The following is a 25,850-nucleotide window of genomic DNA, read 5'->3' as shown; positions in this document are numbered from 1 at the left end:
GCATCGGCGCCCCCTCCCCCTGCTTGCCTCGATCGCGTCTCCTGCTCGTGATCGAAGGACCTCCATGTCAGCCACCGCCCGCCCGCGGATCCGCGTCGGCGCCGTCCTCTACGGACTCGTCCTCGCCGCCGCCTCGATCGGCCTGCTCGTCGTCTCGGCCGACCCGGTGCTGCGCGCGCAGGTCGTCGAGCGCGGGATCACGCTCGAGCCCGGCGCCGCGCTCGCCCTGGCCGTCGCGGCGCTCGGCGCCATGGCGCTCCTCCTCGGACTCGCCCGCCTGCTCGACCGCCGCGCCGCTCGCGACGACGGCTGACCCCGGCGCGGGACGCCGGGTGCTCGCAACCCCCTGCCCAGCATCCGCCGAGAGGCGCAGACTCGTCCCGGGCGATCGCCCGCCACCCCCTGGAGACGAGACCATGCCCTTCTGCGCCCTTGAGAGCCTCCGCTGATGGAGCTGGGCATCGCCGCGATCGTCGGCGTCTCGGTCCTCGTCGCGGTCGCCGTCTTCTCGCGGCGCCTCGGCGTCGCCGCCCCGATCGTCCTCGTGCTCGCCGGCGTCGGCCTCTCGTACATCCCCGGGGTGCCGGAGGTGGTCGTCCCGCACGAGTGGGTGCTCGACGGCGTGCTGCCGCCACTGTTGTACGCGGCGGCGCTCAGCGTCCCGTTCATCGACTTCCGCCGGAATCTGACCACCATCACCGGCCTGTCGGTCGTGCTGGTGCTGATCTCGGCGGCCGGCGTCGGCGCGCTCCTCTTCCTCCTCCTCCCCGAGCTCGGGCTGGGCCTGGCGATCGCCGTGGGCGCGATCATCAGCCCGCCCGACGCCGTCGCCGCGACCTCGGTCGGCCGGCGGCTCGGCCTCCCGCCGCGGCTGCTCACCCTGCTCGAGGGCGAGGGGCTGATCAACGACGCGACCGCGCTGGTCCTCCTCCGCTCGGCCCTCGCCGCCGCCGCGGGGACGCTCGCGACGCCGTGGGCCGCGATCGGCGACTTCCTCTACGCGGTCGTCGTGGCCGTCGTGGTCGGGTTCGTGGCCAGCGTCGTCACCGTCTTCGTCCGCTCGCGGCTCGAGGACCCGGTGCTCAACACCGTCCTCTCCTTCATCGTCCCCTTCGTCGCGTTCATCCCCGCCGAGGGCCTGGGCGCCTCGGGCGTGCTCGCCGTGGTCGTCGCCGGCCTGCACACCGGACACGCCTCCTCCCGCGCCTTCACCGCCCAGTCGCGGGTGAACGACCGGATCAACTGGCGGACCGTGCAGTTCCTGCTCGAGAACGGCGTGTTCCTGCTGATCGGTCTCGAGATCCGCTCGCTGATCCACGACGCCGACAGCGCGCGCCTCTCCGTGCCCGGAGCGGTCGGGATCGGGCTGATCGCGGTGGTCGGGCTGATCGTCGTGCGCTTCCTCTGGGTCGGGCCGGTCCTCCTCGGCGAGCGCTGGCAGACCCGCCGGGCCGAGCGCCGGGCCCGCGAGCAGAAGGAGCTGCTCGAGTCGCCCGAGGCGCAGGAGCTGCCGAAGGAGGAGCGCGGCCGAGCGAAGCGGCGCTACCTGCTGCGGCGCAGCGACTACCGGCACTTCAGCCGCAACGGCATCGGCTGGCGCGGCGGTCTGGTGCTCGGCTGGTCCGGGATGCGCGGAGTGGTGACCCTCGCGGCCGCGCAGTCGCTGCCCGAGGACATCCCGTACCGTCCGCAGCTCGTGCTGATCGCCTTCACCGTGGCCGTCGCGACCCTGCTGATCCAGGGCAGCACGCTGCCGCTGCTGATCCGGGCGCTGGGCATCCGCGGGATCGACGTGCCCGAGGACCAGCGCGCGCTCGCGGGCCTGCTCGACGAGATCACCGAGAAGGGCCTCTCGGTGCTGGAGCACCCGGGCAACGCCGTCGAGGGTGCCGACGGCGTCGCTCCGGACGTCCTGGAGCGGGTGCGGCAGACGTCGTTCCTCCGCTCCGAGGCCGCCTGGGAGCGCTCGCGCGGCACGGAGCGGTCGGTCGCGGACACTCCGCACCGCCTCTACCGGGCGCTGCGCCTCGCCGTGGTCGCGGCCGAGCGGGAGGCGCTGCTGGACGCGCGCTCGCGCCGCGCCTACCCGCAGCGCATCCTCCGCGACGCCCAGTCGCTGCTCGACCTCGAGGAGACGCGGCTGCGGGTCCGGCGGGGCTCCGAGTCCTGAGGGCTCGGGATCGTGACGATCGCTCCCGGGGATGCCCGCGCTGATCCGCGCCCTGTGGAGGAGCGCCGAGCTCCTCGAGTGCGCCATCCGGATCGACCCCTCGGACCACGGCCGTCCGGCCTCCCCGGCATAGCCCGCCGATGCGTCACCCCCCGTTAAGCCCGCGCTCCCCGCTTCCTCTGGCACTGCCGTCGCCTCGCCCGTAACCTGCGGATCGCCTGAGAATCGGATCCCCCGACCCGCCCGGGCGTCCGGAAGGCCCGCCATGCGCTCGAACCCGTTCCCCTCGACCCCGTCCCCCTCGACGCGGTCCCGCCTCCGGCGCCCCCTCGCCGGCGGTCTCGCGGTGGTTCTCGCCGCCGCGGCGCTCACGCTGGTCGGCGCACCCCCCGCCTCCGCCAATCGGTTCTTCGACGCGTGCACGACGGACGGCAGGTTCACTGTGCCTGCGAACGTCCACACCGCCGACGTCACCGCCCGGGGAAACCGAGGCGCCGACGGTCAGGACTTCGACAGCGTGGGGAACACCGGGGGCACCGGCGGCGCCGGCGCGGCTCTCACGCTCTACGACGTGAAGGTGACGCCCGGTCAGACGATCTACTGGGGAAGCCTCCGGAGCGGGGGCTTCGAGGGGGGTGGGGACGCCAAGTGGGTGTCCTTCAGCGAACCCGACGAGAACTGCGACCCCGTCGGCGGCGATGTCATCGCCGTCGCCGCGGGCGGAGGAAGCGGATCGAACGCGACCATCCTGTACGACGGCTCCGACGGCGGTGCCGCCGGCCGGCCGGGCGAAGCGGGCCACGGCACCGGCGGCTTCCCCGGTGGCGGCGGCGGCGGCGCGACGATCGACACCCCGGGGACCGGCGGCAGCGGTGGCGACACCGCCTACCTCGGCGGCTTCCTCGATGCCGTCCCGACGTTCGGCTCGGAGGCGAGCGGCGGGACCGGGCACATGTTCTGGGACGGCCTGGGCGCCGATCCTCACGGCTTCGGCGGAGCAGGCGCGCGGGCCTCGGGCGACGTCTACGCCAGCGGCGGACAGGGCGGCGCCGGATCGGCGGGCGGCGGCGGAGGCGGAGCGGGCGGCGGCGAGTTCATCTACACCAACCTGGGAGCAGCCGGCGGCGGAGGCGGAGGCGGAGGGAGCTGGCCGATCGCCGATCCCGGGCTCAGCCCCTACAAGGTCGGCGACGCACTGGTCGCCTGGCTCCCCGACGCCACCATGACGGTGAGCGCGTCGACGACCGCGATCGACGTCCCCACGACCCTCACCGCCACTCTCTCGAAGAACTCGTACCGGGACGTCGACACCGGCTACACGAGGAAGCCGGAGCAGATCGGCGGAGGATCGATCTCGTTCACCGAGTTCACCGGCCAGACGCAGCGACCGCTCGGCACCGTCGCGCTGACCGGTGCGGAGACGTCCGAGACCGTGAGCATCGAGGTCCCGGAGGGATTCGCGCGCGGGAGCCACGAGATCCGCGCGCTCTACACCGGATTCAACGGGTACAACCGGGATCCCGTCGTCTACGCACGGACGCCGATCACGCGCTCGACCTTCACCCTCACCGCGCAGACCGGGCAGACGATCGCGTTCCCGGAGCTGACCGGCCTCGACACCGACGGTCGGGACCTCGTCCTGCAGGCCACCGCGTCCTCGGGTCTGCCGGTGACCTACGTCAGCACCACTCCTGACGTGTGCACGGTGACCGCGGGACGCGCGGTCGGCCGGGTCGGCGGGCTCTGCTCCATCACCGCCTCCCAGGCCGGGGGCACGGGCTGGACCGCGGCTCCGGACGTCGTCCGCACCAGGACTCTCTCGCCCAGGTCCCAGTCGGTCGCCTTCGCGCTGGCGGGCTACGCGTACTCGACCGGCTCCTACTCGGTGACCGCGACGTCCACCTCGGGTCTCCCGGTGGACTTCACGACCACGACGCCGGAGGTCTGCCGGCTCGACGGCACTCCGTTCCTCTTCGAGGGACTGAGCCGGTCCGTGTTCGCGGGCGTCGCCGCGGGGACCTGCGTCGTCCGCGCCGGCCAGCCCGGCGACCAGCGCTACGCGTCGGCGCCGACGGTCGAGACGAGCTTCACGGTGGTCGCGAAGCCGGTGGAGGAGGTGGTGCGGAAGGCGCAGAGCATCGACTTCCGCCTCCCCACGAGCGCTCTCACGACGGATGAGGACGCCGACCTCCGCGCCAGTGCCGGCAGCGGTCTGCCGGTCACGGTCACGAGCACGACCCCGGAGGTCTGCTCGATCATCGGCGGCACCTCCGTGCGCAACCTCCGCCCGGGCACCTGCACCATCCGCTTCGACCAGGAGGGCTCGGAGCTCTACCTCCCCGCGCCGCAGCGCACCGGATCGTTCACCGTCGACCGCCTCCCGCAGAGCATCGTCTACGACTACCCGCACGGCATCGACACCGCGCGCTCCGCCACCTACTCCCCCGTCGCGACAGCCACGTCGGGGCTCCCCACGACCTACGGCGCGACCGGCGGCTGCACCATCGCCGACGGCGTGGTGACCTTCACCGAGGTCGGCGAGGAGTGCGTCGTCACCGCCGACCAGCTCGGGAACGCGGACTACGCGCCCGCTCTGCAGCGGTCGTCCACCTTCACTGTGCGGAAGGGACCCCAGACGATCACCCTCGCCCCGACCCCTCCCACGACCGGAGCCGTCGGCGACACCGTCACCCTCACGGTGACCGCGAGCTCGGGCCTGCCCGCCTTCGCCGTCGCGTACGACGCCTGCCGCACGACCCGGGTCGATCCGGGCTCCGTCGACATCCTCCTCACCGCTGTCGGCACCTGCTCGTACTACGCGTTCCAGCAGGGCGACTCCACCTATCAGCAGGCTCCGAACGTCACCGGCACCGTTCAGGTGACCCTCCCGGCCCAGACGATCGCCTTCACCTCCACTCCCCCCTCCCCCGCCGTCCCGGGCGGCACCTACACGCCCGCCGCGACGGGCGGCGCGTCCGGGCAGCCGGTCGTGCTCGCCGCCTCAGGCGCCTGCACCCTGACGGACGGCGTCGTCACCTTCGGAGGCGCCGGCACCTGCACCGTCACGGCCGATCAGGCCGGGGACTCCGGTCATCTCGCCGCTCCGCAGGTCTCGCAGACCATCGCGGTGGGCCTGGCCGCCGGGTCCGTCTCGTTCGGCGGCGAGGCTCCGGGCGACGCGGTCGTCGGCGGATCGTCCACGCCGGTGATCGTCCGAGGCCCCTCCTCCGCGGATCCCCGCCTCACCGCCTCGGGGGCCTGCTCGGTCTCCGGGGGCTCGGTCTCCTACGACCACGCCGGCACCTGCACCCTGACCCTCGAGCAGGCCGGCGACGCTGCGCACGCCGCTGCTCGCGCCGAGCGCGCCTTCACGATCGGCAGGGCTGCGCAGACGGTCGCCTTCACCTCCACCGCTCCCGCGGCGGTCGTCGGAGGAACGTGGACTCCGACCGTCACCGGCGGCGCGTCGAGCGCCCCGATCGTCCTCGGGACCGCCTCCGCGGCCTGCACCGTCGCGGGCGGCACCGTGACCTTCACCGCTCCGGGCGACTGCGTGCTGACCCTCGACCAGGCCGGCGACGCCGACCGCGACGCCTCCCCGCGGGCGACCCGCACCCTCGCGGTGACCGCCGCGTCGGTCGAGAAGAAGCCGCAGACCGTCGCGTTCACCGCGAACACCTCGGCGACCCCCGCCACCGGAGTCGCCTACTCCCTCGCCGCGCGGGCCTCCTCCGGTCTCGCGGTGACCTACACCGCCGCCGGCCCGTGCACAGTCACCTCCGCGGGCACCGTCACCCTCACGGGGACCAGCGCCTGCACCGTCACCGCCGCTCAGGCCGGTGACGGCACCTGGGCCGCCGCGGCCGCCACCCGCATCGTCAAGGTCGTCCCGGGCAGCCGCGCCGACCTCAAGGTCGCCCTCACCCCCACCGCCACGAGGATCACCGGGAGGACCCTCACCGCCACCACCACCGTCACCAACGTCGGCACCCGCGACACCGGATCCACCGTCATCCAGATGATCGTCCCCACCAGCGTCACCGACACCGGAGGCGCCACCCGCACCCCCGGCAGGATCGCCGGGACGACCGTCCTCACCTGGAAGATCCCCACCCTCGGAGCCGGGCAGAGCACCACCCGGACCGTCGTCCTCACCCCCCGGGCGGGCACGTCGACGATCACCGCCAAGAGCTCCACCGCGATCGGCGACCCCACCCCCGCGAACAACACCGTCACCAGGAGCTACAAGAAGTAGGCGCGGTCGGGGGCGGCCCCTCGACGGGAGCGGAGGCGTTCCGGACGAGTGGCCGTCCGTCGTCTCGCGACGCCGACCGGGCGGGATCCGACAGCCCTGACCCCCCGATCCCGCCGCGGGCTCCTCTCCCGCGCCTGTCCGGGGTGCTGGCTCGGCCCGGCGCCGGTGACACGCGGCGCGGTTCTGCCAGGATCGACACCAGCACGCTCATCGTCTCGATCCGGTCCGCCGGATCCCTCCTCGACAAGGACGGCACTGTGGGAATTCGCGAGTACGGACGTCTTCTCCGCCGGGGCTGGCTCGTCATCTCGATCTTCGTCGCCCTCGGCCTCGCGGCCGCCTCCGTGGCGACCATGGCGTCGGAGTCGGAGTACCGGGCGCAGACGACCGTGTTCGTCTCCGTGGCGACCGCCGACAACCAGTCCAGCGCCGAGGTCGGCGCCTCCTTCACGAGTGCCGAGGCCCGGGTGGCCTCCTACGTCGCGCTGGTCGACTCGAGTTCGGTGCTGCAGCCCGTCATCGACGACCTCGGACTCGACATGACCGTCGGCGACCTGGCGGGCGAGGTCACTCCGGCCGCGCTCCCCGGCACGGTCATCATGAGCATCGACGTGGTCGACGCCGACGCCGAGCAGGCCGCGCGGATCGCCGACGCGGTCGCCGAGAGCCTGCGCAGCTACGTCGCGCAGATCGAGCGCCCCGTCACGGGCGGCGCGAGCCGGGTCGACGTGAAGGTGCTCGAGGCGGCGTCCGTGCCGGGCTCGCCGCTCAGCCCCGACCTCCTCGTCTACCTCGTGCTCGGCGGAGCGACCGGCCTCATCCTCGGCGTCGGTGTCGTCGTGCTGCGCTCACTCGGCGACTCCCGCATCCGCTCGGCGAAGGACGTCGCCGCCGGCACCACCCTGCCTGTGCTCGAGTCGATCCCCTTCGACACGGCCGTCCGCCGCTCCCCCCTCGTCGTGGACGGCCGCAGCGCCGTCGCCGAGTCGTTCCGGATGCTGCGCACGACGCTCCTCTTCGGCTCCGGCACCCACGAGCGCACCCTGCTCGTCACCTCCGCCCGCGAGGGCGACGGCAAGAGCACGGTGGCCGCGAACCTCGCCGTCTCGATCGCCCAGATCGGCCGCACCGTGGTGCTGATCGACGCCGACCTGCGCGACCCGGCGCAGTCGACGGTCTTCCGCGTCCCCACGGGCGGACCGACCCTCGCCGACCTGCTCCGCACCGGCACCCTGCCCGCCGACGGGTCGCTGCCCGTCAGCGCGCAGGGCGTCACGGTGCTCACGGCCGGCGGCAGCCAGGCGAACCCGAGCGACCTGATCGGCACCCCCGCGATGGAGCGCGTGATCGCGCACCTCTCGCGCCGCTACGACCACGTGATCGTCGACTCCCCCGCGATCCTCTCGGCCACCGACGCGGTGCTGCTGGGCAAGATGGTCGCCACGACCGTCCTCGTCGCGGGCGCCGGTGTCTCGTCCTCGGCCGACCTCGTCGCCGCGGCCGACCGGCTACGGGACGTCGGGGGCGACGTCCTCGGGACCGTGGTCGCGCAGGCTCCCCGCAGCACGGTCGTCACCGCCGCGGCGACGGCGTCCGCCTGAGACCCGGGAGCGCTGCAGCCGGTGCCGGCGCCCCTCCTCGCGGGGAGTGACGACGTGCGCCCCGGTGCCGGCGCGCGGCCCGTCGAGGTGGGCGGCGTTGCGCGAGGGTGAGGGCTCGCGGACCCGGGCGGTGCCCGCTCGCACCGCCTGCTCGGCCCGCCCCGCCACGACGCCCATGCCGCAGACGATCCAGAGCGTGTACGCCACCGGACCCTCCTGGAGCGTCGGCAGCACCGTGTAGCTGACCAGCGTGCCCGCGACCACGGCCGTGGGCAGGAAGCTGTCGAGGGTCGGCGCGCGCAGCCCGCGGAGGAACAGATACACCAGCAGCGCGGCGAACAGCAGCATCACGATGATCCCCGACTCGATCGCGAGCACGAGGAAGAAGCTCTCGACGAGGACGCTGTCGGTCGAGTACAGCTGCGCGCGCGGGCCGACCTTGCCGAGGCCGAAGCCGAACGGGTGCGCGACGAGCAGCGGGATGTTCTCGAGCAGGCTGTCGCTGTGGCCGATCAGCGACGGGTCGGCGACGTGCGAGATCACCTTGTCGATGTAGAGGTAGAGCGTGACTCCGCCGACGGCCGCGGCCGTGGTCACGGTGAGCATCGCCCACACCAGCATCGGCTTCGCGCGGAACAGCGCCCAGGCCACCAGGGTCACCGCGAGCATCGCCAGGCCGATGTAGCCGCTCCGGGACTGCGTCAGGTAGACGGCCACCAGCGGCAGGAGCGTCAGAGCGCCCTTCAGCCACAGCGGCCAGCGGGGGCGGGTCCACAGCACGGCGAGCGCGATCGTGACGGCGACGGCGCTCTCGTTCGGGGCGCTGTAGGGGCTGAAGCCGCGGGGCACGATGCTCCCGGCGACGAAGAGGGAGGACGGGAACGGCGTCCCGGGAGCCAGCGGGAACACCCCGAGGGTGAACAGCCAGTCGAGCCCCTGGTTCCAGGTGAGGATCGTCGTGATCGACGAGAGCTGCAGCGCGACGACGAACGCGGTCGCGAGGATCCCGAGGTGGCGCTTCTCGAGCACCGCGGGCACCACGATGAGCGCGAGGAACGGCAGGAAGTCGTTGCGCCAGCCGTAGGCGGCCTGGATCGGGTTCTCGGTCCAGACGGCCGAGACGGCGCCGAGGCCGACGATCATCAGCACGAGCACGACGATCGGCACCGGCACCCGCTTGATCCGCCCGCTGACCAGCACGAGCAGGAAGAGCCCGAGGATCGTGGCGTCCTTGATCGCGCCGAACGCGGTCGCCGAGGCGCCCGGCAGGAACGCGGAGGCGACTCCGTTCGCGGGGAGGGCGAAGACCAGCAGCAGGACGCCCAGCCACGGCAGGCCGAGCCCGTCGCGGCCGAGGAGGGCGCGGAGCGTGCGGCGGGTGCGCACCGGTCCGCGGGCGACCGTGCGGGAGCCCGCCCGGGGCAGCGGCGCCGCGGTGCGGGTCATGCCGCGCCGCCCCGCATCGTGAGGCGCCGGACGACCAGCGGCACGTCGGAGGGCCGCGGGACGATGGTCCGCGCCGGGGGCCGGATCGCGAGCACCATCACCACCAGCGCCATCAGGATCCCGCTCGCGTTGGCGATGGCGGCGGCGATCGCGCCGTTCGCCGGGCCGAAGGCGAACAGGAGCACGAGGCAGGTGATCAGCCCGGCGCCCTGCGCGACGGTGAGGCTGATGCCGCGGTTGCGCGCCGAGAGCACCTCGCCGGCGCTGACGGTGACGACCACGAAGACGGAGCCGAGGATCGCGAAGAAGACCGCGGGCATCGCCTCCGCGAACTCGTCGCCGAAGAGGAACGGCACGCCCCAGGGGGTGACGACGGCGAGGAACACGGCCGAGGCCACGCCGACCGCGAAGGCCGAGCGCAGCGCGTCGCCGGTCGCGGTGACGCGGGCGCCCCCCTCCGTCCGGCTGATGTCCGAGAAGACCGGAGCGGCGACCGCGTGCGCGAGGAACACGGGCAGCGTGCCGATCGTCACGGCGACCGAGTAGAGACCGGCCTGGTGCGAGCCGATCAGCGGCAGCATGATCACCTGGTCGAGGCGCTGGTACGCGGCGTCCGAGGCCTGCGCGCCGTAGAAGGTGACGGAGCCGCGGACGAGCGGCCGCCAGGGCGCCGGAGCGGCTCCGCGGGGTCGGTTGAGCAGCGAGCCGATCAGCGCGGTCATCACGGAGCCGGCGAAGTTCGACCAGATCACGCCCGAGACGGTGATCGAGTCGAGGAGGAACAGCACCACGATCCCGCCGACGTAGACCAGCGGCTGCGTGGCCTGGAGCAGCGCGACCGCTCCGAAGCGGCGCTGCGCCCCGACGACGCCGATGTCGATCATCCAGCAGACCATCAGCGGGGTCCCGGTGATCGCGACGAACACCGCGATCGTGGCCGCCTCGTCGAGCGCCGAGAGGAGGGTGGAGGTGAGCAGCCAGGCGATCAGCGCCGCCGGGATCGCGGTCAGCAGCGCGAGCCGCCTGGCCGTGCGCACCGCGCCCAGGTCGCCCGCCGCGGCGAGCACGCGCCGGCGGATCTCGAGGGGCATGCCGAGCGCGAGCACGATCGGGATCAGGTACATCGAGGCGAGGGCCGCGGCCGTCTCGCCGCGTCCGCTCGGGCCGAGGGCCTGCGCGATGAGCGGGGCGCTGACCAGCCCGAGCGCCGCCACCGAGAGGCGGCTCGCGAGCATGGTGATCGGGGAGTTCAGGAGGCGCAGCAGCCCGCTCACGAGGCCTCCGCGGCCCGGGCGCCGACGGCGGCGAGCAGCCGCTCCTCGAAGCCGTCGAGAGCGAAGGTGCCGGTCTCGTCGTGGACGGTCAGGTGCATGCTGTCGCGCAGCGGCGCGATCTCGACCCAGACGCCGAGCGGGAAGCGCAGGTGGGCGGGCATCCCGCCGACCATGGTGTCCGGCTCGATCCGCGGCAGCAGCTCCTCCGGGACGGGCACCTCGGTGGAGGGGAGGGAGACGTGGATCTCCCACGGCACGCGGGGCGTCCCGCGCGGCGTGCGCAGGGGTGCCAGCGGGTGCTGCACGAGGGTCTTGATGCTCAGCAGCGCGCTCGCGAGCAGCCAGGTCGCGGGGAGGCCCGACCTGGTGGCCGCGGACAGCCGCTCGAGGAGCGAGGTCGCGGACCAGTCGTCGGCGCGGAGGCGGCCGAGCGGGAGGGACGGCGAGAGGTTGCCGCCGACCTCGGTGCCCTTCGCGACCCAGCGGCGCGCGTCGACCGGTACGACGACGCGGAAGTCGAGGCCGTCGGCGGCGCAGTCCTGCAGGCAGCGGAGCACGAGGCTCGCGGTCTTGAGCGACACCGGTGGGCGGGTGGGGCGCCGGCCGTCGCGCGCCTGCTCCGGGGTCGCGGCGATCGCCCGGAGCGTCTCGGGGCCGAGCACCGCGGTCACCAGGCGCGCGCGGCGGTCCGACTCCTCCTTCGAGAGTGTCGCGTCCAGCTGGTAGCCGGTGCCGGTCGCGGCGGTCAGGGTGCGGAAGGTGTCGCGGGCCCTCCTGGCGCCGGCGAGACCGGTGAGCTCGAAGCGCTCCACGATCTCGCGCAGCGGAGCGGTCGCGAGCGGTTTCGGAGCGGTGCCGTCGGCTCCCGGGGCGCCCACCTTCTCGATCACGAGCGCGACGACCGCGGTCGCTCCCGTGCCGTCGAAGAGGCTGTGCGGGAGGGTGAAGCCGACCGTCGCGCCGTCGAACAGGATCCGGACCGGCAGCTCGCCCGGCGCGAACTGCGGCGCCAGCAGGCGGTGCGCCAGGTCCTCGCGCTCGAGCGGGCCGTCGACGACCCGCACGGCGCGCTCGGCCGCGTCGAGGGCGGCGGCCACGTCGATCCGGCGCCATCCGCGGAGGCGGGTGCGGCGCCGCAGGAGCACGGCGCCGCGGGGCGAGAGGAGGAGGTCGCGCAGCGCGGTGCGCACACGCTCCGCGGTCACGCCCGTCAGCGGGCCGACGTGGTAGCTGATGAGGAGGTCGTCGTAGCCGAGGTCGCGCGGGGCCCTCACGCCCGGCTCCTGCTCGCTCCCGCGGAGGCCCGCTCGGCGATGACGCTGAGCAGCGAGCGCTCGTAGCCGGCGTTCACCTCGGCCCAGGAGTAGGAGTGCACGGCCCGCAGGTGCCCGCGGTACGAGAGCCGCTCCTGCTCGATCGGGTCGTTCAGCACGGCGAGCACGCCCTCGGCGATCGCGTCCGGGGTCGGAGCGACGAAGCGCCCCGCCTCCTGGAGCACCTCGCGGTTGAAGACGGTGTCGCGGGCGACGACCGGAGCCCCGCAGGCCATCGCCTGCACGAGAGCCGGGTTGGTGCCGCCGACGCTGTGCCCGTGGAAGTAGGCCCCGGCGTGCTGCCAGAGGGAGTGGAGCCGGGTGTCGTCGCTGACGTGCCCGAACCAGTGCACCCGCGCGTTCTGCTGCGCGAGGGCGCTGACCGCCTGGTCGATCGGCCCGCCGTAGCCGGAGGAGCCGACGACGACCACGTCGTGGGTCCGCGCGATCCGCTCGGCTGCCTCGATGAACTCGGGCACCGTGTTCTCGGGGACGAAGCGCGCCACGATCAGCGCGTAGCCGCGGTGGGTGAGCCCCGGCTCGACCGGGTGCTCCGGGGGGACGTCGCCGCCGTAGGGGATGACGTCGCCGTCGCGGCCGAACTCCCGCTTCCAGCGCGTCTCGATCGCCGCGGCGTCGTAGACCATGCGGTCGCCGTGGCGGGCGGTCCAGACCGCGCCCTGGTGGAAGACGAACTTCGCGAAGCGGCCCCACTTGGCGCGGTCCCACTCGATGCCGTCGACGTTGACGACGGTGGGGATGCCGCGCTGCTTGAGGATCGGCAGCCAGAAGCCGTTGGCGCAGTTGAGCACCAGGGCGACGTCGGGCTTGCGCTTCGCCGCGTCGAAAGCGGCCGTGAGCCCGTAGGAGAGGGTGCTGAGCGACTTGCTCTCGACTCCCCGCGTCTGCCGGGTGATCACCCGCTCGTCGCGGTCCGGGTCCTGCAGGGCCGTGGTGCCCGGCCTTCCGTAGACCGTGACCTCCCATCCCTGCTCCGCGAGGTATGGCGCGAGACGTCGGACGGCTGTCTCGAATCCCCCGTAGTAACTGGGATAGCCCCGCGTGCCGATAATGGCGACCGACCTGCCCATGTCCCGGTTCTCCCTTTGTTGTGCGTCGCCTCGTCACAGGCGATCGCCGGACGAAATCTGCTGTCGCAATACCAGGCGTATGCGACGGTGCACAGCATTCATTCGACGGCCTACTCGCACCCCCGAAGGCGGGTATTGGCGCTCATACTAGCGGCGAACGGACCGCCGTTCGCCACCGCTGGAGGGACAGGATCGCGACACCCATCAGGAAGAAGATCGAGAGGATCAGGACGGTCATCCCGACGATGATCCGCTCCCCGCCGGAGAGCTCCGGGTCCAGGAACTCGTACACGTAGCGCGACGTGAGAGCGCCCCGGACGAAGGTGTAGGCGAACCACAGGACGGGGAACACCATCACCGCCCAGACCAGCCGGAGGTCGACCGGGCGGGCGCCCGGGACGGCGAGCAGCTCGACCAGCGCGAGCGCCGGCACGAGCACGTGCAGGACCACCGTGCTCGGGTTCAGCTGGGCCGGGTCGCCGAGCACGGCGGGGCCGTAGATCACCAGGAACAGGCCCGACATGCTCAGCAGAGTGGCGGTGTTGAGGGTGCGCATCGCGGTGACGGCCCGCGACTCCCCCGGTGCCGCAGCACTCCTCCTGCCCCCGGATCGCGCGGATCGCCAGGCGCTCCGGCCCGCGATCGCGAAGGCGGCGATCGAGAGAATGTTGGTCAGCGCCGTGACCGAGCTCAGGAAGTCGGCGGTCGCGTCCGAGCCCACCTGCGTCTGGGCGACGACGACCGCGTTGAGCACCACGACCGCCCCCAGCGCGGCGACGGCCCAGCGGACGAGTGCAGTGCGGCGTCGAGCTCTCATGGGGCCCTCTCCTCGGTGCGGCGACCCTCGGGCCGGTACTCGTGGGCGTCCGGTGCAGGAGTCCGTTCGCTACAGTCGGGACATCCATGAGAACCCATTCCCAGACAGGGGTCGAATGCCCGGCACAGGTTCGCACCGAGGATCCCTACGGGTCCTGCTCGATGGTAATTGGTGGATTCGCGGCCCGATCTCCAACCGTGAGGTCATGCGAGAGATCACCTTCTCCTGGGCGCGACTCTTTCCTGAGGATTCCCTTGTCATTGCTGTCCCCCTGACGGGGGTGGAGACGGCGAGACGGGAGTTAGCGGGAATCGCCCGAGTAGTGCCGACAAGACTCCGGCCGCAGGGGATCAGCGCCGTTATCGAACTCTCTCTGCTCTCTCTCCGACTGCGTCCGGACATCACACTGGCGCACAACTTCACCCCCCTTCTGGGGCGGTCCGCGGTGTTCATCCAGGACTTCCTCTTCCTCACGAATCCGGAGTGGTTCACGCGGAGGGAGCGCGCCTACTTCTCGCTCATGCCGCTCAGCGTCCGCCGCGCCGACGTGGTGATCGCGAGCAGCGTCGCGGAGTCGCGCCGGATCGTCCGCACGTCCGCCGCGACGAGCGCCGTGCCCGTCGGCCTCGGCCTCAACCGGGCGTTCGCCGCCGCGGAGCCCGTGGCGCCCGCCGGCGTCGACGACCTCGACGGCTTCCTCCTCGCCGTCGGCCGCCTCAACGCGCGCAAGAACCTCGCGACCACGATCGAGGCCGCTCTCGCCTCGGGAGTGCTCTCCCCCTCCTTCCCGCTCCTCGTCGTCGGCGAGGCCTCGGGCGTCCGCACCGAGTTCCCTCCGGCCGTGCGCGCCGCACTCGACGACGGCTCGGTGCGCCTGCTCGGGCGGATCGAGACCGAGGAGCTGCGCTGGCTCTACGAGAACGCCGCACTGTTCCTCTTCCTCACCCTCGACGAGGGCTTCGGCCTGCCGACCCTCGAGGCCCTGGCCTGCCGCACGCCGATCCTCGCCAGCGACATCCCCGTGTTCCGCGAGATCCTCGGCGAGCACGCCCGCCTGGTCGATCCGCGCGACGTGCCGGCGATCGCGGCGTCGATCCGCGAGCTCGTCGCCGACCCGCCGGAGCCGCTCGATCCGACTCCGGTGCTCGAGTACTACAGCTGGGACGCCGTGGTCGCCCGGCTGCGCGCCGCGATGGTGGCGGTGCTGCCGTGAGCGGGCCGTCCGTGTCGATCGTGATCGTCACCTACAACAGCATCGGCGTCATCCGCTCCTGCCTCGACGCGCTCGCCGGCCGCGACGAGAGCGTCGAGATCCTGGTGGTCGACAACCTCTCGCGCGACGAGACGGTCGCCGTGCTGCGCGCCGAGTACCCGGACGTCCATGTCGTCGAGAACACCGAGAACGCCGGATTCTCGCGGGCCGTCAACCTCGGCGCCGCCCACGCCACCGGCCGGCACCTGCTGCTGCTGAACCCCGACGCGCAGATCTCGGCGGAGGTCGTCGGCTCGCTCGCGTCACTCCTCGACAGCGATCCGACGATCGGCGCCGTCTCCCCCCTCCTCGAGAACGAGGGCGAGGACGTCGTGATCGTCGCCGCCGGCCACGCCCCCACGGTCCGCCGGATGCTCCTGCACCAGACCGGCCTCTCGCGCCTCGGCCGGCGCTTCCCCTCCTTCGAGGGCCACTACCTGTTCGCCGCCGACCTGCACGGCCGCCCGCGCGACGTCGACTGGGTGAGCGGCGGCTGCCTGATGATCCCGCTCGCCGTCTGGGACCGCGTCGGCGGACTCACCGACCGCTGGTTCATGTACGCCGAGGACGTCGAGATCTGCCTCCGCCTGCGCGCCGAGGGCCTGCGCGTGGTCCTCGATCCGCGCCTGCACGCCCTGCACGCGATGGGCGGCTCCTCGAGCGGGGTCGACGGCCGCGTCGGCACCGCCTGGATCGTCAACCTCTTCGACCTGTACGGCTGGCGGATGGCGCGCTCGGACCTGCAGCAGCAGGCCTGGCGGGCGGTCGTGCTCACGGGGATGGCGTCGCGGATGCTGGTGTACCGGCTGTCCGACCTGCGCCCCGGACGCGCGGCGGCGGCGGCCGGCCAGCTGCGGCGGTACGGGATCTACATGCGGGCGCTGCGGGCGGCCCCGCTGACGCGCGACCGCGAGCCGCTCGCCTGACAGCCCCTCTCCGTCCGGCGTTCCCCGCACACGTTCCGCGGCCCGCGATCGAGGCGTCACGAACGGTCGCTTCCGGCCGCGCTTGAGGACCGTTCGTGACGCATCGGAGTCCCGTTCGCGCGACAGGCTCGTCCGTCGGCCGGCAGCGGGCGCGGGAAAGGGGCGGCAGCCCCGGGTCCAGCCCGGAGCCGCCGCCCCTCCTCGCCGCTACTTGCCGGTGCCGCGGTACGCCACCCGGAAGGTCTCCCGGGTCCCGTCCGGGGCGGTCGCCGTCACGCGGAACGAGCCCGACGGCACCCGCGAGAGGTGCGTGTCGACCGAGACCGTCTTCGTGCGGCCCGCCGCCAGCGAAGCGACCTTCAGCTCACCGAACGCCGTCGGGATGCTGAGACGGACCGGCGTGCTCCCCTCGTTGGTCGCGGTGGCGGTCAGCACGACCGAGCCGCCGCGCTTCACGCCGGTGATCGTCACGTCGACGTCGACCCGGGTCGCCGGGGCGACGACGGTGACGACGGGGAGGAGCCGGCTGACGCCTCCCGAGACCGCGGTGATCGAGACGGCACCCGTGCCGGGGCCCGCCGTGGCCGCGGGGAGCGGAGCGGAGCCGTCGGCGCCGGTCGTCGCGGCGGCGGTCGTGCCTCCGTCGGCGAAGCGGGCCGGACCCTCGATCGTGTACGCGACGTCCGCGCCCGCCACCGGCTCGCCGGCCGCGTTCGCTGCGGTGACTCCGAGGCCGGTGATCGCCGCTCCGGTCTCGACGGTCTGCGCCGCGCCCGCGGGGGTCAGCGAGGCGACCGCCGCCGGATCGGTGAACATCGACGGAGTGAGCGGTGTGACCGTCAGGCTCTCGAGGCGCGCCGTCCCTCCGGAGGAGAGGAGCGAGACTCCCGTGCTGCTCGGGTCGGGGAAGACCTGGTCGGTGATCGTCGCGCGGCCGCCCTGCGCGAACGTCTCGACGGAGGCGTGATCGACGTAGAGCTCGAGGTGCAGCTCGCCGTCGTCGAGCGCCACGGGTGCGGTCTCGACCGACGGGAAGTCGGCGTCGAAGCCGACGTCGCCCGAGCGGGTGCGGTCGACGCTCAGCTGACCGGACGCGACGTCGTAGGTGATCGGCGTGCGCTGGGAGCCGTCGGCGGAGTTGCGGACCGAGAGGCCGAAGGAGTCCGCGTCCCCGGCGCTGAAGACGGCGTCGAGCTTGTAGACGCTGCCCTCGGCGGCAGCCGGGAGTGCGGTCTCACCGTCGGCGATGTCCGTGGCGCCCAGCGTGAACGCCTCGTCGCCGCGCTCGAGGGCCGCGGTCTGATCGACGACCTTCTGCACGAGCTTCGGGGCGCCGTCGACGGTCTCGAGGGAGAGCTCACGCGGGAGGGCCATCGCTCCCCTCCAGGTCCCGGTCGGGATGGCCTCGCCGTACTGCCAGTTGTTCATCCACGCGATCATGATCCGCTTGTCGTCGGGCGCGTTGTCGAAGGTGACCCCTGCGTAGTAGTCGCGGCCCCAGTCGAGCCAGTCGTAGTCGACGAGGCGGCTCTGCGCGGGCTCGTCGGCGAGCATGAACTGGTCGGCGAGGATGTGGCCCCAGCCGGCGCGGTTGTTGTCGACGACCTGCAGGTGCGCCGTGCGGCCGGCGAGGTCCGCGACGTCCCAGCTCTTCCAGTCCAGCGTCTCGCTGTCGCTGCCGGTCGCAGTGCGGACGATCTCCCCGTCGACGACGAGGTTCACGCTCGTCTCGTTGGAGCGGACCTGCGCCGGAGCGTCGGCGAGCACGATGTGGTCGACCGTCAGGTGACCCCAGCCGCCGGTCGCGTCGTCCACGACGACGATCCGCGCCGCCTTCCCCTGGTAGGCCGAGACGTCCCAGCTCTTCCAGTTCAGGGCGCCGTCGTTCGTGCCGGCGGTGGTCTGCACGACCTCGCCGTCGACGACGAGCTGCACCTCGAGGGTCTGGGCGTCTCCCTCGGGGCGGAAGCCTCCGCCGACGAGCATGCTCAGGTGGCTCTTGTCGATCGTGAACTCCGGCGAGGTCAGGGTGCCGAGGTTGTCGTCGCCCTTCGGTCCGCCGTCGAAGGTGTTGATCCGCTTCTGGCCGAGGAAGAACTCGCCGCCGCTGGTCGAGGGGTTGGTGCCGCCGGCGAGGTCGCCGGTCACTGCCCAGCCCTTGTCCGCGAGGCCCTGCTGGTCCGGGAACTCGAAGCCCTCGAAGAGCAGCTCGCTCCCGGCGGGCGGGTCGTTGGCGAGCTGCGTGCCGTCGACGTGCGGGTGGTTCCCGCCGCCGACGAGGAAGTTCAGGTGGTCCTGGTCCACCGTGAAGTCGGGCGACTCCATCGTGCCGACCGGCCAGTCGCCGTCGTTGAAGCCGTTGATCAGTCCCGTCCCCGAGAAGCCGGTGACGGTCTGCTGGCCGTCGATCGGACCGGTGGCGGGGGCGGAGCCGAAGGGCCCGTTCTTCCAGTTGCCGGGCTCGTTGTCCACGGTCCAGCCGTTGTAGGTGCCGTCGTCGAAGCCGGCGAGGGTCGTGCCCTCGGGGAGGGTGTCGGAGCCGACGGTCGACTCGGAGGTGAAGGTGGTGCCGTCGAAGTCGCCGACGAAGTACTGGCCGCCGGAGCCGCCGCCCACCGCCCCCGGGTTGAGGTTGACGACCATGACCCACTTGATGTTCGACGGGTCGCCGTCGACCGCCAGCGGGAACAGGTCCGGGCACTCCCAGACGCCTCCGGTCGCGTTGGCCGGGCCGAACTCGCTGAGCTCGGTCCAGTTCCGCAGGTCCGTCGACTTGTGGAGGAGGACCTTGTGGTCGTCGGCCTCCACGGTGACGACCACCCAGTAGGAGGATTCCGGAGTGCCGCCGTCGTACCAGAACACGTGCGGGTCGCGGAAGTCGTTCTGGTCACGGTCGATGACCGGGTTGCCCTCGTACTTCGTCCACGTCTGCCCGGCGTCGGTGCTGTACGCGAGCGCCTGCGCCTGCTCCCCCGTCTTGTACGCGGCCGTGTACATCGCCACCAGGGGCGGGTTCTCGGCGGTGCCGAATCCGGAGGTGTTCTCCTTGTCCACGACGATCGAGCCGGAGAAGATGTCCGACTCCGCATCGCCCGGGATCGCGAGCGGCTGCTCGGTCCAGTGCGTGAGGTCGGTGCTGGTGGCGTGGCCCCAGCTCATGTTCCCCCAGCGCGTCCCCTGCGGGTTGTACTGGTAGTAGAGGTGGTAGACCCCCTCGTAGTACACGAGCCCGTTCGGGTCGTTCATCCAGTTCTTCGTCGGCGAGTAGTGGATCGCCGGACGGTAGGTCTCCGCTGCCGCGTCGAGCGGAGCGGCGGAGACAGCGGGGACGGAGAGCCCGCCGCCGACGAGGCAGAGCGCGGCGGCGACGGCCACCAGGCCGCTGCGCCGTGGGAGCGAGTGATGAGGAGAAAGCACGGAAGAACGCCCTTCGTTGCGCGTGTCACGAGTGACAACGTTGTCAATTGCTGGGCAATCTACGGACTGTCCTCCGGACAATTCAAGAGCGGTCTGCGAGAAAGATCAGGTCCCGTCCCACCGCCTCTCAGTCGGGGCAGGGCACCTCGCCGGAGCCGCGGGCGATCAGCTCGGTGGGGATCACGAACGTCTGCGCCGGCTCGTCCTCGCCGTCGAGGCGGAGGAACACCCGCTCGGCGGCCGTCCGCCCGATGACCGCGGGGTTCTGCGCGATCACCGAGACGGCGGGCTCGAGGAGCTCCGCCAGGGGGATGTCGTCGAAGCCGATCAGGGCGACTCTTCCGTGCGCGCCACGACGGCGGAGCGCGGCCAGCACGCCGATCGTGATCAGGTTCTGCCCGCCGACGATGGCGGTCGGCGGCACCTCGAGGTCGAGCAGAGCGGTCGCCATCTCCTCCGCCGCGTGCTCGTCGTGGGCGCCGTGGCGCACGTACGCGGGCGGCACCGGCAGGCCGAGCCGGCTCATCTCCTCGAGGAAGCCGCGCTCCCGCTCCTGCGCGGTGAAGATCTCGGGCCGGTCCCTCAGGAACGCGATGCGGCGATGCCCGAAGGAGGCGAGGTGCCCCACCGCGCGGGCGATGCCGGCGGCGTTGTCGGTGATCACCGCGTCCGCCGTGATCCCCGAGGGGACGCGGTCGACGAACACCGCAGGCGTGCCGCGGTCGACCTCGACGCCCAGGTAGGCCTGGCTGGGCGCGACCGTGGTCAGGATGAGCCCGTCGACGCGCCGCGAGACGAAGGCGTTCACCGAGGAGCGCTCACGGGCCGGGTCGTCGTCGAGGCTCGACGCGAAGACCGCGACCCCGCGCTCGTTCGCGAGGTCCTCGACGGCACGGTGGAGAGCACCCGAGAAGGGGTTCGCCACGCTGCCCACCAGCAGTCCGAGCGTGTTGGTGCGCCCGTTGGAGCGGCGGAGGTTCCCGGCGTGCAGATCCGGCTGGTACTGCAGCTGCGAGGCGGCGGCCTGCACCGGCGCCGCTTCGATCTGACAACGATGTCACAGTCGGGTCTCGCTTTCTGGAGGATCGCTTGACCTTAGCGTCACCGAACCGATAGACCTACCTCTGACATCGTTGTCGGGAGGCTGCTCCCGCCTTATGAACAGGACTTTCAATGACGAACCGTTCCCCTCGCCTCACCCGGTACATCGGCCTCGGCTCCGTCGCGATCCTCGCGGCCCTGGGCATGACCGCCTGCTCCAGCTCCGGCCCCGGCTCGTCCGACGCCGGCTCCACCGCCGGCAGCGGAGACGGCGTCGGCGTCACCCTCATCGTCAAGACGACGACGAACCCCTTCTTCGTCGCGATGGAGGACGGCGCCAAGGAGGCGGCCACCTCCGCCGGCGTGAACCTCACGCTCGCCGCGGGCAAGGAGGACGGCGACGAGGACACCCAGATCCAGGCCATCGAGAACGCGATCTCGAAGGGCGACAAGGGCATCCTGATCACCCCGAACGGCCCCTCCGTCGTCGACGCCATCCAGAAGGCGCGCGACGCCGGTCTCTTCGTCATCGCCCTCGACACGGCGCCCGACCCCGCCGACGCCGTCGACATCACCTTCGCCACCGACAACTTCAAGGCCGGCGAGGCCATCGGCGAGTGGACCGCCGCGCAGCTCGACGGGAAGAAGGCGACCATCGCGATGCTCGACCTCTTCGACGACAAGGTCGTCTCGGTCGACTACAACCGCGACCAGGGCTTCCTCACCGGCATGGGGATCGACGTCGCCGACGACCAGACCAACGGCGACGAGGCGAAGACCGGCAGCTACAGCGGCGGCGACTACGAGATCGTCGGCAACGAGGCCACCCAGGGCGCCGAGGACGGCGGCCGCACCGCCATGGAGACGCTCCTGTCCAAGAACCCCGACGTGAACGTCGTCTACACGATCAACGAGCCCGCCGCCTACGGCGCCTACCAGGCCCTCCAGGCCGCCGGCAAGGAGAAGGACGTCCTGCTCGTCTCGATCGACGGCGGCTGCGCCGGCGTGAAGAACGTCAAGGAGGGTCTCATCGGCGCCACCGCGCAGCAGTACCCGGTGAAGATGGCCCAGCTCGGCGTCGAGGCGATCGCCCAGCTCGCCGAGGACGGCACCAAGCCCAGCACCAGCGAGGGCCTCGACTTCTTCGACACCGGCTCGCAGCTGGTGACCGACACCCCCGTCGACGGCCTCGACAGCATCACCTCCGACGACGCCGCCGGGATCTGCTGGGGCGAGTAGCCCACCACGGGCGGGGCGCTCCGGCGCCCCGCCCTCCTCCTCCCGCTCCCAGCGACTCCAGAAAGGCCATCGTGGCTCAGAAGACCACCGACCCGAATCCGCCGACCTCCGCACTCGACCTCGCGAGCGAGTTCCTCGACCGCCGCACGCCGCTGGACCGCGTCCGCGGAGTCCTGCACCGCTATCCGGCCGTCAGCCCGGCGGTCGTCCTCGTCCTGGCCGTCATCGTCTTCGGGCTCCTGAACGACCGCTTCCTCGACCCGTCGAACCTCTCGCTCATCACGCAGCAGGTCGCGGTGGTCGGCACCCTCGCCGTCGCGCAGACGCTGATCATCCTGACCGCCGGCATCGACCTCTCGGTCGGCGCGGTCATGGTCCTCACCTCGATGGTCATCGCGCAGACCGCGACCGAGAACGGGCTCCCGGCGGTCGTCGCCCTGCTCCTGGGCCTGGTCGTCGGCCTCGCGGCGGGCGCCTTCAACGGCCTGCTCGTGACGAAGCTCCGGCTCCCCCCGTTCATCGTCACCCTCGGCACGCTCAACATCTTCGTCGCGCTGACGCTCCTCTACTCGAGCGGCTCGACGGTCCGCGGCACCGACATGCCGGCCCTGCTGCCCTCCACCGGCGGCACCTTCGACATCCTCGGCGTCCGCATCAGCTACGGCGTCCTGCTGATGCTCCTCGTCTACATCGTGATCGCGTTCATCCTCGGCAAGACCGCCTGGGGCCGCCACGTCTACGCGGTGGGCGACGACAAGGAGGCCGCCCGCCTGGCCGGCATCAGCGTGAACCGCGTCCTGATGAGTGTCTACCTCGCCGCCGGCGCGATCCTCGCCATCGGCGCGTGGATCCAGATCGGCCGCACCAACGCGGCGAGCCCGAACGCCGGAGCCGACCTCAACCTCGACTCCATCACCGCGGTCGTCATCGGCGGCACCAGCCTCTTCGGCGGGCGCGGCACGGTCTGGGGCACGCTCCTCGGCGCCCTCATCGTCGGCGTCTTCCGCAACGGGCTCTCGCTCGCCGGGCTCGACGTCCTCTACCAGACGCTCGCTGTCGGCGTCCTCATCATCGTCGCCGTCTCGGTCGACCAGTGGATCCGGAAGGTTCGCAAGTGACCCTCATCGACGCCGCGGGCACCGCTCCCGCCGCCGCCCGCACCCCCGTCCTGCAGGCCAAGCGCCTCGTCAAGACCTTCGGCCGCGTGGTCGGGCTCGACGGCGTCAGCCTCGAGCTCTACCCCGGCGAGGTCCTCGCCATCATCGGCGACAACGGCGCCGGGAAGTCGACGCTGATCAAGTGCCTCACCGGCGCCGAGATCCCCGACGAGGGGGAGATCCTCCTCGACGGCCGTCCCGTCTCGTTCAAGCGCCCGCAGGACGCCCGCGGCGCCGGAATCGAGACGGTCTACCAGAACCTCGCCGTCTCCCCGGCGCTCGACGTCGCCTCGAACCTCTACCTCGGCCGCGAGAAGCGCAAGAAGGGGATCCTCGGCTCCGTCTTCCGGATGCTCGACACCGCCGGAATGCGCAAGGAGGCGCGCGCCGAGCTGACCGAGCTGGGCATCTCGACCCTCCAGGACGTCACGGTCCCGGTCGAGAACCTCTCCGGAGGACAGCGCCAGGCCGTGGCCGTCGCCCGCGCCGCCGCGTTCGGCTCGAAGGTCGTCGTCCTCGACGAGCCGACCGCCGCCCTCGGCGTCCGCGAGTCGAACCAGGTGCTGCAGCTCGTGCGCAATCTGCGCGACCGCGGCATCCCGGTCATCCTGATCAGCCACAACATGCCGCACGTCTTCGACGTGGCCGACCGGATCCACATCCAGCGCCTCGGCAAGAAGGCCGCGACGATCACCCCGCAGTCGCACTCGATGACCGACGCGGTCGCGATCATGACCGGGGCGGCGACGGCATGAGCGCCCGCATCCTCTACGCCGAGTTCACCGCGAAGCCCGGCCACGAGGAGACGGTCGCCGGCATGATCGCCGACCTCGCCGTCCTGGTCCGCCGGGAGCCGGGCAATGTCGAGTTCACGCCCTACCGGCGGGAGGACGATCCGGCCCGGTTCTTCGTCTACGAGGTCTACCGCGACGAGGACGCCTTCCAGGCGCACATCTCGGCCGACTACGGAGCCGAGTTCAACAGGGAGCTGGGCCCGCTGATCGTCGAGCCGCACTCGCAGCTCACCTGGCTCGTCGCGGTCTGATCCGCCGCAGAAGCGCACCGTCTCTCCGGGGGCGGTGCGCTTCTGCGTGCGCGGCCCGGCGATGAGCGGGATCCGCGCGAGTTATTGACTGATCGATCCAGCACGTCTACCGTAGGAGAACGATCAGTCAACAACTCGGACGGAGATTCTCATGGATGCAGCACTCAGCGGTCGGACGGCCCTCGTGACGGGCGGGACCTCGGGCATCGGCCTGGCGGTCGTCCGCCGGTTCGTGCAGGAGGGCGCGCACGTGTTCGTGACCGGCCGCCGCCAGGAGCAGCTCGACGCGGTGGCGGAGGAGCTCGGCGACGCCGTGACCGTCGTCCGCGCGGACGCTGCGGAGCCCGACGGCGCGCGAGCGGTCTTCGACGCGGTCGCCGCCCGCGGATCCGGTCTCGACGCCGTGCACGCCAATGCGGGCGGAGGCGGGTTCAAGGACCTGGCCGACGTGACCGCCGACGACATCGACACGGCCTTCGCGACCAACGTCCGCGGCACCGCCCTGACGGTCCAGGGGGCGCTCCCCCACCTCACCGACCGGGCCGCGATCGTGGTGACCGGCTCGACCGCCGGCTCAGGGACCGAGAAGAGCTTCGGCCTGTACGGGGCCTCGAAGGCGGCTGTCGCCACGATGACCCGCACCTGGGCCGCCGAGCTGGCGCCGCGCGGCGTCCGCATCAACACCGTCGTGCCCGGGCCGACCGAGACGCCCGGGCTCGCGGCCCTGGCCCCCGGCGACCCCTCCGCGCTCCTCGAGCAGATCGCCTCCGGCATGCCGCTGGGCCGGCTGCTGCATCCCGAGGAGATCGCCGCGACCGTGCTCTTCCTCGTCTCCGACCAGAGCTCGGGCATCACCGGCGCGGAGATCCTCGTCGACGGCGGCGCGTCCATCGCCTGAGCCCGGAGCGCCGAGCGCGAGCCCGAGCGCGAACCCGAGCCTGGACCCGAAGCCTCGGACCCCGGACCCGGAGCCTCGGACCCCGACCCGCGCGCCCGTCCCTCCGATCCGCCGCCCGGCCCGCGGACCCCGCGCGGTGGGTCAGGATGGACGGGCCACCCGACCAGGAGGACGATCATGCCCCGACCCCGCACCTTCGACGAGGCCGACGTCGTCGCCCGCGCACGGACGGCCTTCGCCGAGACCGGGTACGCGGGCACCTCGCTCGACACGCTGCTCGAGGCGACCGGCCTGGCGCGGCAGAGCCTCTACAACGCGTTCGGAGGCAAGAAGGAGCTCTTCATGCGGGCGTTCCTCAGCGACACCGCCGAGGCGGTCGACGCCGTGGAGACGATCCGCCACGGAACCGAGAGCCCGCTGGCGCGCATCCGGTCGCAGCTCGTGAGGGTGGCGGTCGAGCACGGCGCGGCGCAGTCGGCTCCGTCCCTGTTCACCCGGACCGCGGTGGAGCTCTCGGCGCGCGACCCTGAGATCGCGGCGACGGTCGCGACCGCGTTCGACGCGATGCGCTCGCACTACGCGGCCTGCATCGACGACGCGCGGACGGCGGGCGAGATCGACGCCTCCGCCGATCCGGAGGCGCTCGGCGCCTACTTCTGCGCGGTGCTGGAGGGGATGGCCCTGCTCGGCGCGTCCGGCGCACCTCGGGCGACGCTCCTCGGCATCGGCCTCACCAGCCTCGCGGCTGTCCCGATCACCGAGGTCGGCCGCGAGCGCCTCGGCACAGGCGAGGGCGACTGGTCCTGAGGCGCCCGGGCGTCCGCCATCGAGGGATGCCTGCCGCCCACTGTCCAGGATCTGTCGCACTCGGCACCCCACTGCGACGACTCCTGGAGAGTCGTGGGGGG

19 protein-coding genes are annotated in these 25,850 nt (G+C 72.3%); 12 read left to right on the top strand and 7 right to left on the bottom strand.

The features are described from left to right. The first annotated feature begins 64 nt into the window (after positions 1-64). From C5C25_RS08220 to C5C25_RS08200, 4 genes are all read left to right on the top strand, one after another. Entirely contained in the window at positions 65-313 is a 249-nt protein-coding gene (locus C5C25_RS08220; RefSeq protein WP_104250295.1) for a hypothetical protein, read from the top strand. Between the two features lie 135 nt (positions 314-448). Continuing rightward, positions 449-2,170 carry a sodium:proton antiporter gene (locus tag C5C25_RS08215; protein ID WP_104250294.1) on the top strand — a complete coding sequence of 574 codons (1,722 nt, stop codon included), beginning with the start codon at positions 449-451 and terminating at the stop codon, positions 2,168-2,170. A 265-nt stretch (positions 2,171-2,435) separates the two neighbouring features. Continuing rightward, entirely contained in the window at positions 2,436-6,425 is a 3,990-nt protein-coding gene (locus C5C25_RS16520; RefSeq protein ID WP_181133670.1) for a DUF11 domain-containing protein, read from the top strand. A 257-nt stretch (positions 6,426-6,682) separates the two neighbouring features. Beyond that, a complete protein-coding gene (locus tag C5C25_RS08200) occupies positions 6,683-8,026 on the top strand; it encodes a polysaccharide biosynthesis tyrosine autokinase (protein WP_146079458.1) in 1,344 nt (447 codons plus the stop codon). On the opposite strand, the gene C5C25_RS08195 is transcribed toward C5C25_RS08200, so the two are convergent. From C5C25_RS08195 to C5C25_RS16515, 5 genes are all read right to left on the bottom strand, one after another. Then, on the bottom strand, positions 7,934-9,472 hold the full coding sequence (locus C5C25_RS08195) for an O-antigen ligase (RefSeq protein WP_104250291.1): 1,539 nt from the start codon (positions 9,470-9,472) through the stop codon (positions 7,934-7,936). The genes C5C25_RS08200 and C5C25_RS08195 overlap by 93 nt on opposite strands. After that, positions 9,469-10,746, bottom strand: a complete 1,278-nt coding sequence (locus C5C25_RS08190) for a lipopolysaccharide biosynthesis protein (protein ID WP_104250290.1) — start codon at positions 10,744-10,746, stop codon at positions 9,469-9,471. Before C5C25_RS08190 ends, C5C25_RS08195 begins: the two co-directional genes overlap by 4 nt. After that, positions 10,743-12,020, bottom strand: coding sequence for a hypothetical protein (locus C5C25_RS16285; RefSeq protein WP_146079457.1), 1,278 nt, complete (start codon positions 12,018-12,020; stop codon positions 10,743-10,745). The genes C5C25_RS08190 and C5C25_RS16285 overlap by 4 nt, the downstream gene beginning before the upstream one ends. Further along, the gene (locus C5C25_RS08180) at positions 12,017-13,150 is read right to left on the bottom strand and encodes a glycosyltransferase (RefSeq protein WP_104250288.1); all 1,134 of its coding nucleotides are present in this window, start codon (positions 13,148-13,150) and stop codon (positions 12,017-12,019) included. Before C5C25_RS08180 ends, C5C25_RS16285 begins: the two co-directional genes overlap by 4 nt. Positions 13,151-13,292: 142 nt before the next feature. Beyond that, positions 13,293-13,967, bottom strand: coding sequence for a Pr6Pr family membrane protein (locus tag C5C25_RS16515; protein ID WP_181133669.1), 675 nt, complete (start codon positions 13,965-13,967; stop codon positions 13,293-13,295). A gap of 445 nt (positions 13,968-14,412) precedes the next feature. Between C5C25_RS16515 and C5C25_RS16510 the strand changes: the two genes are divergently transcribed. Together C5C25_RS16510 and C5C25_RS08165 are read left to right on the top strand one after the other, a co-directional pair. Further along, positions 14,413-15,180, top strand: coding sequence for a glycosyltransferase family 1 protein (locus tag C5C25_RS16510; protein WP_181133668.1), 768 nt, complete (start codon positions 14,413-14,415; stop codon positions 15,178-15,180). 11 nt (positions 15,181-15,191) lie between these two features. Further along, entirely contained in the window at positions 15,192-16,145 is a 954-nt protein-coding gene (locus C5C25_RS08165; RefSeq protein ID WP_181133667.1) for a glycosyltransferase family 2 protein, read from the top strand. 207 nt (positions 16,146-16,352) lie between these two features. Here the strand turns inward: C5C25_RS08165 and C5C25_RS08160 are convergent, their stop codons facing one another. Both C5C25_RS08160 and C5C25_RS08155 read right to left on the bottom strand, forming a co-directional pair. Then, complete coding sequence (locus C5C25_RS08160; protein ID WP_104250310.1) at positions 16,353-19,391, bottom strand: GH32 C-terminal domain-containing protein; 3,039 nt, start codon at positions 19,389-19,391, stop codon at positions 16,353-16,355. 298 nt (positions 19,392-19,689) lie between these two features. Further along, positions 19,690-20,592 (bottom strand): LacI family DNA-binding transcriptional regulator, encoded by a 903-nt coding sequence (locus C5C25_RS08155; protein ID WP_258069369.1) that lies wholly within the window; start codon positions 20,590-20,592, stop codon positions 19,690-19,692. 143 nt (positions 20,593-20,735) lie between these two features. Here C5C25_RS08155 and C5C25_RS08150 point away from each other — a divergent pair, with 143 nt between their 5' ends. The 6 genes from C5C25_RS08150 (at position 20,736) to C5C25_RS08125 (ending at position 25,749) form a co-directional block, all read left to right on the top strand. Continuing rightward, positions 20,736-21,842: a substrate-binding domain-containing protein gene (locus tag C5C25_RS08150; protein ID WP_104238959.1), complete on the top strand. Its 1,107-nt coding sequence runs from the start codon at positions 20,736-20,738 to the stop codon at positions 21,840-21,842. 71 nt (positions 21,843-21,913) lie between these two features. After that, entirely contained in the window at positions 21,914-22,960 is a 1,047-nt protein-coding gene (locus C5C25_RS08145) for an ABC transporter permease (RefSeq protein WP_104238958.1), read from the top strand. Continuing rightward, positions 22,957-23,754, top strand: coding sequence for an ATP-binding cassette domain-containing protein (locus C5C25_RS08140; RefSeq protein ID WP_104250284.1), 798 nt, complete (start codon positions 22,957-22,959; stop codon positions 23,752-23,754). The genes C5C25_RS08145 and C5C25_RS08140 overlap by 4 nt, the downstream gene beginning before the upstream one ends. Further along, complete coding sequence (locus tag C5C25_RS08135) at positions 23,751-24,044, top strand: putative quinol monooxygenase (RefSeq protein ID WP_104250283.1); 294 nt, start codon at positions 23,751-23,753, stop codon at positions 24,042-24,044. Before C5C25_RS08140 ends, C5C25_RS08135 begins: the two co-directional genes overlap by 4 nt. Positions 24,045-24,195: 151 nt before the next feature. Beyond that, complete coding sequence (locus tag C5C25_RS08130; protein ID WP_104250282.1) at positions 24,196-24,942, top strand: SDR family NAD(P)-dependent oxidoreductase; 747 nt, start codon at positions 24,196-24,198, stop codon at positions 24,940-24,942. 177 nt (positions 24,943-25,119) lie between these two features. Continuing rightward, complete coding sequence (locus C5C25_RS08125; protein WP_104250281.1) at positions 25,120-25,749, top strand: TetR/AcrR family transcriptional regulator; 630 nt, start codon at positions 25,120-25,122, stop codon at positions 25,747-25,749. Positions 25,750-25,850: the final 101 nt, after the last annotated feature.

This window comes from Rathayibacter sp. AY2B9 (genome assembly GCF_002931595.1).
Taxonomy (GTDB): domain Bacteria; phylum Actinomycetota; class Actinomycetes; order Actinomycetales; family Microbacteriaceae; genus Rathayibacter.
This window is presented reverse-complemented; position numbering and strand designations above follow the sequence as displayed.